16 protein-coding genes are annotated in these 16371 nt (G+C 41.9%); 1 reads left to right on the plus strand and 15 read right to left on the minus strand.

What is annotated here, in order from left to right:
* Positions 1-83: 83 nt before the first annotated feature.
* The 9 genes from NQ488_07935 to rsxC all read right to left on the minus strand — a co-directional run bounded on the left by NQ488_07935 (position 84) and on the right by rsxC (position 8991).
* Positions 84-671, minus strand: coding sequence for an ECF transporter S component (locus tag NQ488_07935; protein ID UWN97128.1), 588 nt, complete (start codon positions 669-671; stop codon positions 84-86).
* Positions 672-1272: 601 nt separating this feature from the next.
* Complete coding sequence (locus NQ488_07940; protein ID UWN94520.1) at positions 1273-2436, minus strand: iron-containing alcohol dehydrogenase; 1164 nt, start codon at positions 2434-2436, stop codon at positions 1273-1275.
* A 67-nt stretch (positions 2437-2503) separates the two neighbouring features.
* The gene (locus NQ488_07945) at positions 2504-3922 is read right to left on the minus strand and encodes a hypothetical protein (GenBank protein UWN94521.1); all 1419 of its coding nucleotides are present in this window, start codon (positions 3920-3922) and stop codon (positions 2504-2506) included.
* A 24-nt stretch (positions 3923-3946) separates the two neighbouring features.
* The gene (locus NQ488_07950) at positions 3947-4744 is read right to left on the minus strand and encodes an RnfABCDGE type electron transport complex subunit B (protein ID UWN94522.1); all 798 of its coding nucleotides are present in this window, start codon (positions 4742-4744) and stop codon (positions 3947-3949) included.
* Positions 4745-4756: 12 nt separating this feature from the next.
* Positions 4757-5329 carry an electron transport complex subunit RsxA gene (rsxA, locus tag NQ488_07955; GenBank protein UWN94523.1) on the minus strand — a complete coding sequence of 191 codons (573 nt, stop codon included), beginning with the start codon at positions 5327-5329 and terminating at the stop codon, positions 4757-4759.
* A 41-nt stretch (positions 5330-5370) separates the two neighbouring features.
* Positions 5371-6057, minus strand: coding sequence for an electron transport complex subunit E (locus tag NQ488_07960; protein UWN94524.1), 687 nt, complete (start codon positions 6055-6057; stop codon positions 5371-5373).
* Entirely contained in the window at positions 6050-6688 is a 639-nt protein-coding gene (locus tag NQ488_07965; GenBank protein UWN94525.1) for an RnfABCDGE type electron transport complex subunit G, read from the minus strand. The genes NQ488_07960 and NQ488_07965 overlap by 8 nt, the downstream gene beginning before the upstream one ends.
* Before the next feature lie 2 nt (positions 6689-6690).
* A complete protein-coding gene (locus tag NQ488_07970; protein UWN94526.1) occupies positions 6691-7650 on the minus strand; it encodes an RnfABCDGE type electron transport complex subunit D in 960 nt (319 codons plus the stop codon).
* A 21-nt stretch (positions 7651-7671) separates the two neighbouring features.
* Positions 7672-8991: an electron transport complex subunit RsxC gene (rsxC, locus tag NQ488_07975; protein ID UWN94527.1), complete on the minus strand. Its 1320-nt coding sequence runs from the start codon at positions 8989-8991 to the stop codon at positions 7672-7674.
* 144 nt (positions 8992-9135) lie between these two features.
* Here rsxC and NQ488_07980 point away from each other — a divergent pair, with 144 nt between their 5' ends.
* Positions 9136-10200, plus strand: a complete 1065-nt coding sequence (locus tag NQ488_07980; protein ID UWN94528.1) for a ribonuclease H-like domain-containing protein — start codon at positions 9136-9138, stop codon at positions 10198-10200.
* A gap of 4 nt (positions 10201-10204) precedes the next feature.
* Here the strand turns inward: NQ488_07980 and NQ488_07985 are convergent, their stop codons facing one another.
* From NQ488_07985 to NQ488_08010, 6 genes are all read right to left on the minus strand, one after another.
* On the minus strand, positions 10205-10984 hold the full coding sequence (locus NQ488_07985) for a protein-glutamate O-methyltransferase CheR (protein UWN94529.1): 780 nt from the start codon (positions 10982-10984) through the stop codon (positions 10205-10207).
* A gap of 93 nt (positions 10985-11077) precedes the next feature.
* Positions 11078-12175 (minus strand): 30S ribosomal protein S1, encoded by a 1098-nt coding sequence (rpsA, locus tag NQ488_07990; GenBank protein ID UWN94530.1) that lies wholly within the window; start codon positions 12173-12175, stop codon positions 11078-11080.
* Positions 12156-13001, minus strand: coding sequence for a 4-hydroxy-3-methylbut-2-enyl diphosphate reductase (gene ispH / locus NQ488_07995; GenBank protein UWN94531.1), 846 nt, complete (start codon positions 12999-13001; stop codon positions 12156-12158). The genes rpsA and ispH overlap by 20 nt, the downstream gene beginning before the upstream one ends.
* Positions 13002-13031: 30 nt before the next feature.
* Positions 13032-13688 carry a (d)CMP kinase gene (cmk, locus tag NQ488_08000; GenBank protein UWN94532.1) on the minus strand — a complete coding sequence of 219 codons (657 nt, stop codon included), beginning with the start codon at positions 13686-13688 and terminating at the stop codon, positions 13032-13034.
* 49 nt (positions 13689-13737) lie between these two features.
* Positions 13738-15024, minus strand: a complete 1287-nt coding sequence (locus tag NQ488_08005; protein UWN94533.1) for an NAD(P)/FAD-dependent oxidoreductase — start codon at positions 15022-15024, stop codon at positions 13738-13740.
* 75 nt (positions 15025-15099) lie between these two features.
* Complete coding sequence (locus tag NQ488_08010; protein UWN94534.1) at positions 15100-16371, minus strand: hypothetical protein; 1272 nt, start codon at positions 16369-16371, stop codon at positions 15100-15102.

Consider the following 16371-nt stretch of genomic DNA (forward strand, 5'->3'; position numbering starts at 1 on the left):
CTTACATGCAATAATAAAAAAGACATTCGGTTTCTCTCATATAGCGGGATACAACCGGATGTCTTTTTTGAATTGTTTTATTATTAATCTATCTCTCTTAAGAGTCCGGCTTTTCTCATAACCGGTCTTAATGCAAGATATATAATTGATGCAGCCACCACTGCCACAACAGCGTTGACTGTTGTTGTCAGTCCGTTAATCTTGGCAAGTGTCTTAGCAAGATCCTGAGGCAGTCCATACAGATATGTCTTATAGAAATAGCCTACGAATGGCTCTGCTATTATGTTGAATATCATTCCTGCTGTTGCTGATACAACTGTAGCTGCAACCGTGTAGCCATGTCCCTTGTCATTCGGCTTTGATATCCTGAACAGTTTATGAGCAACAAATCCTGTAATAAGACCAATGCAAAGCTTAAGGACAAATGTCTTCGGTGCTGTTGTAATATATATTCCTGAGAGAATATCGCTTATTGACATTCCAACCGCTCCTGCCATTCCACCCCAGAAGCCACCGATAAGCAATGCTGCGAGTACGCAGAACACGTTACCAAAATGAAACATCGTTCCCTCTGTTCCTGCAACCGGTATCTGTATCTTAAAATATGTACATCCTACATAACTTAATGCCGCACACAATGCAGCCTGTGCCAATACTGTAGTGTTGGTTATGTTCCGGCTCTGTTCTTTCTTAAATGCAGTTATAAGTCCGGCAATAATGATTGTAATACCTGCAAATGTTGCAATAAGCGAATATGCATATGGCGCATTCTTATAATTGCCCGCCTCGTAGGTAATCACGTCTGCTATTATTCCGGCAATTGTGACTACCGCTCCCACTATAAGTGGAATGTACTTTTTGTTCTTTTCCATGTTTTCCTCCATTTCTGCCCACACCTCCGGGCATGCCAAGTCTGCAGATAAATGCAAATCTTGTATCATGTATGCAGACATCTTATAGCAAATGTGGCAACATGTAAAATGCCAGTTTTAATAATATTTATAATACCAGATGGAATTTTACGCAAATGAAAAAGATGAAGTTTATAGGGGACTTCATCTTTTTGCGAGGGGAACAATATATAGTCAAGAGCCTTGGGGAAATGCTCTTATGTGCTTTTGTTTATGTGATTATATTACATAATCAGAAGTGCCGTGTCAACAGAGTTTCCGCATGTTTTTTATTCAGTATTCTGTAATAAACACTTTGTTACATATCTATATAATTAATATGACATTTTTAGACATATTTCACAAAGTGTCTTACCCTAACTTACAAACATGCCCTCAAAATCTTCTCTACATCCATGTCATCGAGCGGCACATATGCATTATCCAGTCTGCCATGTATAACAGCATTGTGTGCCATGACCTGTATTTTACTGTCATCTATTCCAAGCTCTGACAGTGTTGACGGCAGTCCTATGTCTTTGAAGAACTGCTCCGTTTTGTCAATCCCAATCTCTGCCATCTCGTAATCATCTCCTGTATCCTGCACATGAAATACATTACGCGTATATTTTTTGAATCTTCTCGCTGTCTTTTCATTAAGTATGTGACGCATCCACTTTGGAGTTACAATTGCAAGGCCTGCTCCATGTGTTATATCATAAAATGCACTGAGCTCATGTTCTATAGGGTGGCATGACCATGACTGCGAACCTTTGCCACAACCTATAAGTCCGTTAAGTGCCATGCTGCTTGCCCACATAAGGTTAGCCCTTGCATCATAGTCGCACGGGTCTTCCATTGCTCTCGGACAATATTTGAGACATGCTTCAATAATACCTTCGCCAAATCTGTCCTGTATATATGTACCTTTTTCGCTCTTAAAGTAGTTTTCAAATACATGCGACATTATATCTGCCGTTCCTGCAGCAGTCTGGAACTTTGACACACCATATGTATATTCCGGGTCACATATTGCAGCTCTCGGAATAAACTTAAGGCTGGATGTTCCTATCTTTTCATGTCTTTCCGGATTGGATATCACAGCATTCTTGTTCATCTCTGAACCTGTAGCCGCTGCTGTCAGTACAGCTACTATGGGAAGTACATCAGTGATTCTCGAATTATCCATTACAATATCCCAGGCGTCACCATCATAATAATATGCCCCGGCTATTGCTTTGCTGCAATCTATCGTACTTCCGCCGCCAACTGCAAGTACAACGTCTATATGATAGTTCCGGCATATCATTACACCTTCACGTACTTTGTCTATTCTTGGATTCGGTGTGACGCCATCAAGTTCATATACATTAAAGTCATCAAGAAGCGACATAACCTTATCGTATATTCCATTGCGCTTTATGCTTCCCATTCCGTATACCATAAGAACATTTCTGCCATATCTGCCAAGTATCTTCGGAAGCTTTTCAATCTGTCCGCGACCAAAATTCATCTCTGTTGTAGCATTAAATACAAAATTCTGCATACTGACCTCCATTACTGCGCCTTATAAGAAAAAACTGTGACCGGAAAGCCCGGTCACAGTCCGTTAATTATGCACCTGTTGGCGGATATACATAAAGCAGTGCCTGCTCAGATGCAGTCGTTCCATCCACATCCGTAAGTGTATATGTTACCGCATATATACCGACATTAGCATATGCATAGTCTTCTGTCACAAGCTGTCCGTTAACATCTGATATGAGATATGTAACAAACGGTGTTGCATCGATACCTGCTGAGCTTACTGCTATTACGCCGTCAAGCAGATTAACCGGAGAACCGAATGTTGTAGATATCTCCTTTTGCGTAACCGTAAGCTGGAAGCTTGTTGCAGCCACTGTTGGCATGTAATAGAAGAAACCAAGATCCATATCTACATAACCATTGAATCCCGGGATTGCATTGGTTACACCAAACTGCCACATCTGATATGGGAATGATGTCGCAGGAAGCGGTCTCTCGAACATGTAGATATTGCTTGTGTAATAATAATCATTATAATAATTAGCCATCCAGATCTTATATGATGCACTGAGTGACGCAGGCTCAAATGTATTATAAAGATCATTCTTGCATGCATATACCATAGGTGTATATCCGTAGCTTGCAACAGTGTTACAGAATGTAGCTGCAATCATGTTCATTGTCAGCTGGTTCTGTGGCACAAGTGCAACTCTGTAATCACTTGCTGACTCCCAATCAAATGCTACCGGATATGTAATATTGTACTGCTGGCAAAGCTGAACCGTAAGGCATGCTTCTTCATATGCCTCTACAATATTAGTTGCCTGTGAGAAGAAGTACACACCGCACTGAATACCTACAGACTGTGCCGCCTGAATATTCTGTACGAAGTAAGGGTCTATATAAAGTGATCCGTCACCTGTACTTCTTCCTGCACATTTAATCATTGCAAATGAGATTCCTGACGCTTTGGCTGCTGCCCAGTTAATATCGCCCTGCCACTTAGATACATCAACACCATACACGTACATTGGTGTCTCAGCAAACTTAACTGCCGCAGACTGCTTAGCTCCTCCATTATCAATATATTCCTTCCTGCCTCCCATTACTTCGTTCTCAGAAGATGTGTCAGCCGTAATTGCAAGCTTTTCTACAGGAATAAGTTCAAACTGGGTATTAACAATATTCTGTGCATCTGCATTGGCAATTGTATCAGCTGCCTTCGCTATCTGCTCATCATCAGTATAATCCGAAGCACTGATTCCGAGGTCTTCTGTTGTAAATGCACCCTTAGCATCGCTGCCGGTCATCTGTGATGTCTCATCAGCCACATATGAATCCGCACCTGCTGTTACAGTCTGTATATTCTGTGCATTGATATCTGTACCGTTACTGTTAATACTGTCTGAACCGACAGCTACACATGCCGCTGTGATAACTCCTGCAAGAGTAACTGCCATAACAGATTTTGCCATTTTACCGTTTAAAAATCTTTTTAATCTCATTTTTCTACTTTCTTTCCATTAAAACTAGTTGTTATGTCTTGTTATAATCTTCTTAGGACACTTCTCGGCACACTTGCCGCATCCTGTACACTTATCATAATCGATATGTGCTATGTTGTTCTCTACAGTGATTGCACCGAATTCACACTGCTTTGTACAAAGCATACATCCGATACATCCCGTTGAACATACTGCCATTACATCCTTGCCCTTATCCTTTGATGCACAGTTAACAGTAAGCGGTGCATCGTAAGGAATAAGTTCGATAAGATTCCTTGGGCATGTCGCAACACACTTACCGCATGCCTTACATTTTTCCTTATCTACTACTGCTATTCCATCCACTACATGAATTGCATCAAACTCACATGCCTTTACACATGAGCCGTATCCCATACATCCATATGTACATGCCTTTGAACCGCCATTAGGTACAAATGGCATCTGGGTACATTCCTTAACTCCTGAATAGTAGTAGTTCTCTTTTGCTTTGTTACAGTCACCTGCACACTTAACGAATGCTGTCATGCGCTTGCTGTCAGCAACTTCAGTTCCCATTATTGCTGCAATCTTAGCGCCTACAGGTGCTCCACCGACAGGGCATGCATTAACAGGAGCCTCTCCCTTTGCTATTGCCGCTGCAAGTCCGTCACATCCTGCATAACCGCATCCGCCACAGTTATTGCCCGGAAGTTCTGCACGTATATCAACTTCCTTCTGATCAACCTCAACCTTAAACTTATCTCCTGCAACACCAAGGAAGATACCGATAAGAATTCCTGTTATGCCGACAACTGCGGCAGCTATAATAATTCCACTCATATCATATCCTCCTTAGACAAGTCCTGAAAATCCGACAAATGCTATTGACATAAGTCCTGCTGTAAGCAGAACAATCGGCATTCCCTTGAAGCTCTCAGGAACATCATTATCAGCAATACGTTCGCGGATACCGGCCATAAGTACAATTGCAATTGTAAAGCCGATTGCTGTTGATACGCCGTATACTACAGTCTCAATGAAATTGTAACCATAAGATACACTGTTAAGTGCAACACCAAGTACTGCACAGTTAGTAGTAATCAGTGGAAGATACACACCAAGTGCCGAATACAGTGCCGGACTTGACTTCTTAAGGAACATCTCAACAAACTGAACAAGTGCTGCAATTACAAGAATAAATACAATTGTCTGAAGATATTCCATACCTGTAGGTATAAGAATAAACTTATAAATTAAATTAGAACATGCAGATGATATTGCAATTACAAATATAACTGCAACACCCATGCTGGCTGCCGTCTTTGTCTGCTTAGATACACCGAGGAACGGACACAGACCAAGGAACTGGCTCAACACAACATTATTAACGAGTGCTGCACTGATTGCTATGATAATCAGATTCATGTTTACCTCCATTTATTTGGCTTATTACAGCCTTCTGTCTATTATTCGGCGCTGCCTGTCTTATGTCCGGCACATGCAGTATTACCGCAGTGTCCGCAGTCTATCTTATCGCATCCTGCCTCAGCCGCAGTCTTCCTGCCTCTGATAATCTTGTTACGCACGGCGATTACCATTGCGAGTACAAAGAATGCACCGGGTGCAAGTACCATTATGCTTACAGGTGGCATTAATTCCTCGGTATATACCGTAAGTCCGAAGAATGTTCCAGCACCGAGAATCTCTCTTAATGCACCGAGAATAGTAAGCGATAATGTGAATCCAAGACCCATTCCAAGTCCGTCAAAGATTGATGGAACTACAGGATTCTTAGAAGCATAGCTCTCAGCACGTCCAAGAATAATACAGTTAACTACGATAAGAGGAATATATACTCCGAGTGACTCATTAAGTGAAGGAAGATATCCTTCAAGAAGCATCTGTATAACTGTAACAAATGATGCAACGATAACTATGTACGCCGGCATTCTTACCTTGTCAGGTATGATTTTTCTGAGGAGGGAAATCATGAAGTTTGACATTACAAGAACTGCCGTTGTTGTAAGTCCCATTCCCATACCATTGATTGCTGATGTTGTTACCGCAAGAGTAGGACACATGCCAAGAATGAGTACAAGTGTCGGGTTCTCTTTGATTATACCATTATAAAGTCGTTCAATACACTTATTCAACAGAAACACCTCCTGTCAGCTTAATACCCTCTTTTGTAAGATTCTCAAATACTGCAAGTGCACTGTTAACACCCTTGGTAACTGCCTTAGATGTAATTGTGGCACCGCTTATTGCATCAACATCGCCATCCTTTGCTGCACCGCTCTTGGTTACAACAAACTGTGATGCCTTCTTATTCTTAAAGTTAGACTGGAACTTCTCTTCCTTAGCCTTCATACCAAGTCCTGCTGTCTCGCTGATTGAAAGAATTGATATTCCGTTGACTGTTCCGTCTTTCTGGATACCTACTGAAAACTTGATATCTCCGCCGTATCCGTCATTAGCAATTACAGTAACAACAAGTCCCTGATAGCTGCCACCCTTCATTGCTGCAACCACATCTGAAATCTCGTCTTTCTCGATTCCTGCTGCCGCAAGAACTGATGCATAATTATCAGACGGTACCGATTCAAGTGCCTTGAACTCATCAGCACCCTCAAATACATTACGGTATGCATCCTGCTTTGCCTGCTCCTGAACCTTTGCTATAGGAGCCTCTGTTATCTTATGTACAAATCCAAGTGCCAGTCCGGCAATAAGTGTAATCGCAAATAAAATCAGTGCATCTTTTATAATAGCTTTCATATTCATGATTACTTTGCCTCCTTTTCCGGCTTCTTACCGAATGACTTCGGAACAGTTACCTTCTCGATAAGCGGTACAAGAAGGTTGCCAAAGATAATTGCAAACGAAACACCTTCTGCATTGGCACCGAACATTCTGAACAGGCCTGTAAGGATACCAAGGATTATACCGAATACAATCTTGCCGTTAGGTGTAATAGGTGATGTAACATAATCAGTTGCCATGAAGAATGCTCCAAGCATAAGACCGCCGCCGCAGATCTCCTTAAGCATATACATAAAATCAAACTGATGTCCCGGTGCAAAGATAAGTATGAATACTGCAAATGAAGCTATGTAAGCTACAGGTATTCTCGGGCTTATAATCTTCTTAACAAGGAGATATATAGCACCTATAAGGATTGCAAGTGCTGAAGTCTCACCGATTGTACCGGCCGTAGAACCAAGGAACATATTAAGAAGCTCCGGCTGTGCAAGTCCTGCTGCTTCTTCTCCTCCCTTAAGGATTGCAAGAGGCGTAGGACCTGTATATGCATCTGTTGCAAAATCAGACATCCACTTTGCAAATGAGATGAAAAGGAAACATCTCGCACCAAGCGCAGGGTTCATGAAGTTCTGTCCGAGTCCGCCGAAAAGCATCTTAACGATGATTATTGCAAATGCATCACCTATGATAAGCATTCCGATTGGAAGTGTTACCGGAACATTAAGTGCAAGAAGGAGACCTGTTACTGCCGCACTGAAATCGCCTACAGTAATCTCCTTATGCATAAAATACTCATAAATTGCTTCTATGGCTACACATGCTGCAATACTTATAATTATTCTTGCAAGTGCACCAAGTCCAAAATTATATACACCAAATACGCTTGCAGGTATCAGCGCAATAAGTACATCAAGCATAATTGAAGATGTCGTCTGGCTGCTGCGCACATGAGGTGATGTTGAAACACTAAATAAATCGCTCACTGTTGTATATCCACCTTTCCGTTATTTTTTCTTTCTGCGGTTGGCAAGAACCTGCTTACGCATTGACTTAATGTACTGTGCAAGAGGTCTCTTCGCCGGACATGTGAATGAACAGCTTCCGCACTCTACACACTCAACACCGTCAAGCTTCTCAAACTCTTCAATTCTGCCTTTTGATGCAAGTACTGCAAGCTTTGCAGGAAGAAGATGCTCAGGGCATGCCTCTCCGCACTTACCGCAGCGGATACATGCTGAAGCCTTGAGATCCTTAACAGGATCCTTCTGAAGCACAAGCAGTGATGAGCTTCCCTTAACCACAGGGACATCAAGTGAATACATTGCAAATCCCATCATAGGACCGCCTGATATATACTTCTCAGGTTCACCTACAGGACCACCTGCCGCGTCAAGAAGCTGTCTGAAATTCATGCCAAGATATACATAGAAATTCTGTGGCTCCTTAACTCCGTCACCTGTAACAGTAACGATTCTCTTAGTAAGCGGGAATCCTTCTATACATGCAAAATAGATTGAAGTAACAGTATCTACGTTATGCACAATACATCCGGCATCGGCCGGAAGCATTGATGAGTTAATCTCACGTCCTGTCACTGCTGATATCAGGAAACGCTCACCGCCCTGAGGATACTTTGTCTTCATCACCTTAACAGAGATTCTGTCCTCTCCTGCGCATGCTTTCTCCATTACAGCTATAGCCTCGGGCTTATTATCCTCGATTGCAATTACGCCCTGCGCCTTGTCAAACAGCTTAAGGACAATCTTAAGACCCATAACCACCTTTTCAGGCTCCTCAAGGAGTCTTCTGTAATCAGAAGTAAGATATGGCTCACACTCAGCTCCGTTAACAATAACATAGTCTATTGCTTCGGGATCCTTCGGTGTAATCTTAACATTAGCCGGGAAACCGGCACCACCCATACCTACTACACCTGCTGCCTTGACCTTTTCACGGATCATATCATTAGTAAGATCCTCAAACTTAGTCTTAGCATACTCTACTTCTTCATACTTACCATCATTCTCAATTATGATTGAATTGCATTTGCCTCCGGTAGCAAGTGTTCTTGGCTCTATAGCCTTAACGGTACCGGATACAGATGAGTGAATGTTGGCTGAAATGAAACCGCCGGCCTCAGCAATAAGCTGTCCCGCAAGGACATGGTCACCCTTTGCCACGACAGGCACTGCCGGAGCTCCGATGTGCTGTGAAAGCGGAAATACCATATCGCCTTCCGGCAGAAGCTCTTTAATAGGCTTGTCTTTCGAGAATTCCTTTCCGTCGAAAGGATGAACTCCACCCTTAAATGTCAACTTTCCCATTGCATTCTTCTCCTTAATGAATAAAAATATCTTATATCATTTTACCGCAATTAATGAGAAAAATAAAGCAAAATATACAAAATCTCTTTTATTTTAAGCGTATTTTGGACTATAATAGTCTAAAAATGTTTTCAGGAGGTATACATGCTGACATTTGCAAAAGAAATCATTTGTCCCGAACCTGCAATAGATGATGAGACAGTTATGTTTGATATAGAGACAACGGGTTTTTCCTCAAGAAGCACATACCTGTATCTTATAGGTGCAATATATCGTGATAACAAAAAGCTTATCCTCAGGCAGTGGTTTGCCGAGAATAAGCAGGCGGAAGCTGCAGTGCTTGCCTCATTTTTTGAAATTCTCGGCGAGCACAGCAAAATATGCGGTTACAATAGTAACGGCTTTGATATACCATACGTTAACGAACGCTGCCGACACTACAATCTTCCATACACACTAGACGCATATGAGAGCATTGATATCTTCAGGCAGATAAAGCCATTATCAGCACTTCTCAAGCTTGAGAATTACAAGCAGAAGTCAGTTGAGCATTTTCTCGGAATAGACCGTGAGGACATATACAACGGTGGTGAGCTGATAAAAATATATGAAAACTATGTCAGCACTTCGGACAGAAATGCTCTTGACACAATCCTTCTGCATAACGCCGATGATCTCAGGGGACTTCTTGCAATAACGCCGGTACTTTCATACATGCAGGTTTTGGAAGGCAGCTTTACCATTACCTCGCTTGATATAAACCATCCTGACAGTAAGAACTGCGAAGCTATTTTCAGTGCATCGCTTGATACGCCTGTACCGTCAAGAGTTTCCTGCGGCAATGACGAGTGCTACATGGTCATATATGGCACAACGCTCAAAATACGCTGCCGCATATATACCGGTGAACTCAAATATTTTTATTCAGACTACACCAATTATTATTATCTGCCGTTTGAAGACCGTGCAATACACAAAAGTGTTGCATTTTACGTTGACAAAGACTTCCGCACCAAAGCAAAAGCAGCTAACTGCTACAGCAAGAAGACCGGCATGTTTCTGCCACAGAAAAGCGAGGTTATCTCGCCATATTTTAAGATTGATTATTCAGATAAAAAAATGTATTTTGAACTGGATGACACTTTTTGCAACAGCTATGACAGCCAGTATTCGTATATGATGCATGTGATAAGCACGCTTCTCAGATAGATTCTTACAGTTTGTTATAGAAAAACAGCTTCTCGAAGCCAAAGCCAAGTTCCTTGTAATTAATAATCTGCTCTGTATTACCAACAAAAAGGCATCCGCCCTTAACAAGGGCATCGTTAAACTTTCTGTATATCTGATCCTTTGCTTCCTCAGTAAAGTAAATCATTACATTACGGCATACTATTAGATGGCATCCTGAAGGATATGGATCTTTGAGCAGATTATGCTTCTTAAACTCAACACATCTCTTGATATCATCAGATATCTTATATGCTTTCTCACCCATCTGTTCAAAATACTTCTTCTTATATTCGTCAGGCAGTCCCTTGAGACTGTTAGGGCCATATACGCCTATCTTAGCCTTCTCTATGACCTGTTCATCAAGATCTGTAGCAAGGATATGTATTCTGTTGAGTGGCATCTTCTTGGCAAGAATCATTGCAATTGTATATGGCTCATCACCTGTGGAGCATGCTGCACTCCAGATCTTAAGATTGCTTCCATACTGTTCAATGAGCTTAGGCAGGACAGACTGCTCGAGCGTGTCCCACAATGCCGGATTTCTGTAGAATTCAGAAACATTAATAGTAAGATAATTAACAAATTCGTCAAGCTTTTGTGCATCAGTTGATATAAGCTTTGTATAGTCAACATATCCGGTGAATCCGTTACGTCCTATCAGCGTATCAATACGTCTCTTCATCTGGCGTTCCTTGTACGCATTAAGGTCAATTCCGGTAAGCTTAAGCACTTCCTTTTTGAAATCTTCGTAATTATTCCCCATATTTTCTCCATTCCATTAATCGTGTCATTTAAAAATAAGCCTTATAACTGATGGTTAAATCGTTATAAGGCTTATAAAATTCATAATATCAGATTAGTTCTCTTCTGAAACTTCTTCTGCTGCTTCATCTGAAGCATTATCCTTAAGAAGTGCCTTAATGCTAAGGCTGATCTTCTTCTCTTCTACATTAAGGTCTACAACCTTAGCTTCTATCTCCTGTCCAATCTTAAGAACATCTGATGGCTTATCAACATGTTCAAGTGCAATCTGTGATACATGAAGAAGTGCATCAACACCTGTCTCCAGCTCAACAAAAGCACCAAAGTCTGTCATTCTCGCCACTTTGCCCTTAACGACATTGCCTACCGCATACTTCTCCGGAGCATCTGTCCAAGGGTTCTGATCAGGATACTTAAGGCTGAGAGCTATCTTAGAACCGTTAATCTCCTTAACGAATGCCTTAACGCTGTCTCCAACCTTGAATACCTTCTTAGGATTCTCTGTTCTTCCCCATGACATCTCTGAAATGTGAAGAAGTCCGTCAACTCCGCCAAGATCGATGAATGCACCGAAGTCAGTTACATTCTTAACTGTTCCTTCGATTGTATCGCCTTCCTTAATTGAAGCAAGAAGCTTCTCAGCCTGCTCAGCCTTCTTAGCAAGAATAAGCTGCTTGCAGTCACCGATAATTCTTCTCTTCTTAGGATTGTACTCTGTAATCACAAATGATACTTCCTGACCTTCAAACTTAGTAAGATCCTTCTCATATGTGTCAGATATAAGACTTGCAGGAATAAATACCCTTGCTTCGTCGATTACTACGCTTAAGCCTCCAGGGATTGCCTTGTCAACCTTAGCTGTGATAACTTCCTTATTGTTGTATGCTTCTTCAAGCTTCTTATTGCCTTCTTCAGCTACAAGTCTTCTGTATGTAAGAAGAACCTGTCCGTCACCATCATTAACTTTAAGAACCTTGGCCTTCATTGTATCACCCTCTGATACTACCGTTCTAAGATCAACATTAGGCTTGTTAGTATATTCACTGCGTGTAATTATACCATCAGCCTTGTATCCGATGTTAAGTACTATTTCATCTTCCTTGACACTGATAACTGTACCGTCAACGACCTCTCCTGTATGTATTGTCTTAAATGATTCCTCAAGCATCTGTTCAAAACTTTGCTCTGACATTAGAATAAACCTCCTCAATAATGTTATTAGGGGTTGATGCCCCTGCTGTAATACCTATGCAGCCTTCGGAGTTAAACTTATACAAATCCAGGTCTCTTAGTGTCTGTATATAATACGTGTCCTCACACTCTGACTTGCAGATCTCATAGAGCTTACGCGTATTAGAACTGCTCCTGCCGCCAATGACTATCATTGCATCCGCCTTGGATGCAATAGCCCTCGCCTCTGTCTGGCGTTCCTCGGTGGCATTGCAAATTGTATTACGAATGTCTATATTGTAACCCTTTTTTGAAATAATTTCAACCAATTCTTCAAATTTCTTGTAATTAAATGTCGTCTGCGACACGACACATAATTTTTCATTGTCATCCGCCTTAAATTTTTCAGCTTTTTCTGCTGAATCAATAATACACGTTCTGCTCACAGACCATCCTACTATCCCTTCAACTTCCGGATGATGTTCATTGCCGATTACTATAATCGTACAGCCTTCCTTGCTTTTTTGTTCTACTATCCTGTGTATCTTAAGAACAAACGGACAGGTTGCATCTATAATCTCAAATCCGCTCTTATTAATTGCATCATATACGTTCTTTGCAACGCCATGTGAACGTATGATTATTGTACCCTTTTCAAGCCCGGATAATTCATCAGCATCATTAATTACGCGTACGCCTTTTTTCTCAAGATCTTTTACAACCTCTTCATTATGAATGATAGGACCAAATGTATACACGTTGCCATTGCCCGCCTGTGCATATACTTTATCCACTGCACGCTTTACTCCAAAACAGAATCCCGCAGTCTTTGCAAGTATTATTCCCATGCATTCCTCCACTCTATACAGTCTGATTAATTATCTGATAAGCTTTTTCACTGCTGCCACAACCTCGTCAATATTCATGTCAGAGGTATCAAGCAGCACAGCGTCATCCGCCTGCTTAAGCGGAGAGATTGTCCTGTGCATATCCTGATAGTCACGCTTTTCAATATCGGCCTTAATCTCCTCATAGTCAGCATTCCCATTCTTCTCTACAAGTTCATCGTAACGTCTCTTAGCCCTTGCATCAGAGCTTGCCGTAAGATAAATCTTGGTCTGCGCATCAGGAAGCACTGTTGTTCCAATGTCACGTCCATCCATTATCACATTGGACGTTTCTGCCAGATTACGCTGAAGTTCAAGAAGCTTTGCCCTTACACAGCCGTATCCTGAAGTTGCAGATGCCATTCTGCCGACAGCTTCTTCTCTCAGACGCGCTGTTACGTTGCTTCCGTTAAGAATAACCTGCTGTACTCCATCGGCATATTCTATCCTTATGTCTACGCCGTCAACCGCACTCTGTATCTGTTCTTCGCTGTTACAGTCAATTCCGTTATCCATAAAATATATTGCCATTGCCCGGTACATTGCACCGGTGTCAACGTATATGTAGTTAAGTTCCTTAGCAACTCTCTTCGCTATCGTGCTCTTGCCTGCTCCCGCCGGTCCGTCAATTGCTATTGCATATGCCATTACATTCCTCTTTTCTGTGGGTACACATATCTGTATATGTCTCACTTTATTAATATTTATTCTGATTCTGCTGTCCAAGCTGCCCTGCCGTGTATGCCGTTGACCATGCGACCTGAAGATTAAATCCTCCCGTAACCGCATCAACATCAAGCACTTCCCCTGCGAACCTCAGATTGGGGATTTTCTTGCACTGCATCGTCGAAGGATTAATCTCTCTGACATCAATTCCTCCCTGGGTAATTATCGCCTCATTAAAGCCTCTGACTCCGGTAATCGTAACCGTCAGGTTCTTAAAAAGCTGCACAAGCTGCTTTCTTGAAGCTGCCGTTATGCTGTTGACCTTCTGTGCAGGGTCTATGCCGCTCAATTCCACGATTACCGGTATCATTTTCTTAGGAAGAAGCTTATCCAGCGAATTAGCAAACTGCTTATTCCTGAATTCTTCAAAATCACGGCATATTCTCTCGTCAAGCTGTTCATTATCAAGCGCCGGCTTCAGGTCAATCACCAGCTTAAGTTCATGCCGGCGCAGGCGCTTTGCTATATAGCTGCTTGCACTCAGTATTACAGGTCCGGTAACTCCGAAATGTGTAAACATCATCTCTCCGAAATCACTGTACACTTCTTTGCTGCCGTCACAGACAGTTATTGCAATATTCTTAAGGCTCAGTCCCTGCAGCTCTTTAACCCACTCCTCTTTTGCTATAACCGGAACAAGCGCCGGGATTACATCCGTAACCCTGACGCCAAGTTCCTCGGCCAATCTGTAACCATCCCCTGTTGAGCCGGTTGTCGGATACGAACATCCGCCGGTTGCAACAATAAGCTCGTCACAATCATAATGACGCTTCTTTCCACGCGTTACGGCATCAACTCCTGTAACAAGTGTTGTGCTGCCATCAGAATCCGGATTCTTTGCGGTATGTGCTGTTATTTTTTTAACTTCAGTTTCATACTCAACTGACACATTAAGTCTTCTCAGTTCACGGCGCAGGCAGTCTATTACATCAGCAGCCTTGTCCGATTCAGGGAACACTCTGTTACCTCGTTCAATCTTGAACTTAAGACCAAGTTCATCAAAGAATCCCATGCAGTCATAATTGCTGAATCTGCTGAATGCACCATACATAAACTTCTGATTCGTGACAATGCTGTTCATCAGATCTTCATTATCTCCCGCATTAGTAAGATTACATCTTCCCTTGCCTGTTATATATATCTTTTTGCCTAACTTTTCATTCTTTTCCAGCAGCAATACGCTGTTGCCGTTCCTTGCAGCAGTAATAGCCGCCATCATCCCGGCAGCACCGCCGCCAACTATAATAACCTTGCTCATCCATGCTCCTTAGGTTCATAATCTCATATCTGATTATTATACTGCATGGTTAAGCATTTTCCAAGTCAGATTTTCTTATTTGTTAACATCAAAGCTCACACCGTCAACAATGACCGTCTTTATGGATGATGTGTCTATGACCTCATCCAGATGCCAGTGTATGTTACTGTATCCGTCATAAAAATCACTGTAATTGTCGCTGTATTGCTGTGCAGCGGCGTCCGTCTTATTCTTTCTTTCGTAGTACAAAGATGAACAGGTGACAATTGTAATATCATTGCCATTCTGACGTTCCTTCACCGGAATATCCTTATATCTGCTTCTTTCCGGTGCAATCCTCTTAACGCTTCCATCATTGTATACAAGGCTGATCATTGCCGGCCTCCATACATAATCGCTCACGATTTTTGTTTCAAATCTTGCTTCAATTCCAAAGTCAGTAATTGTAAATGTTACCGGAGACACCCTCATCTCAACTTCATCATTATCAAGCTCTGACGGATAATTAAGCCTTGCCTGTGCTATGTCATCTTCATCCATATCTATAATTATTCCCTGAGTCTCGCTGCTATATACAGGTGCATCTTTAATATTAAGCAGAATAAAGTACCCGCTTTCCTCAACCAGCTTTGCAGTATTATCAGCATTCTTATCTTTCTCTTTCTGGCGGATAATATTATTCAACGTATACTGCGCTCTTTTCTGCCGCCACTCTTTATCATTGCTGCTCGGTCCTACTACGAGCATATCTGGTACATCTTTAATAAGATACACTATATGCGTACAGTTATTCTGCACATCATAGTCCTTGCCGACAGATATCACCACTGATTCGTTAGACGGCATTCCATTAGCCATATAGCTGAAGCTTCCATCTTCACTGACTGTTGCGAACTCCGCCCTGTAATTATACTTTTCTCCCGGTCTGTCATTAATATTTTTTAGAGTAAGCTCAACAATCGCGTCGTTATCAATTCTCATGTACCGGTCAATATTAAGCCTTACATCACTGCTTTCCACAGTTTCATCCGAATATCCGATATACCGGTTATCAACACTGTGCAGCTGTGTATAGCTGTCAAATTTGGATTTTCCGATTATATTCTCTGCTATTCCGGCAATCACCGGGACTGACATACATATGCATAACACAGCTGCGGCAGCTGCGGCAACCGTGCGTCCTCTTGTAAATGCAATTGCACGTTTATGTCTTTCCGGCTCTGCAGCATGCCCGGACGCATGATTATCTGAGCTTCCGAGTGCCTGTGCTACGGCGTTCTTTACCTTTGTCTCATCGGGCTTTTGCCCATTCTGATAGTGTCTGTACATATCTTCCCATTTTTTCAT

It is taken from the genome of [Bacteroides] pectinophilus (assembly GCA_025146925.1).
Classification (GTDB): Bacteria; Bacillota; Clostridia; order Lachnospirales; family Lachnospiraceae; genus Bacteroides_F; species Bacteroides_F pectinophilus.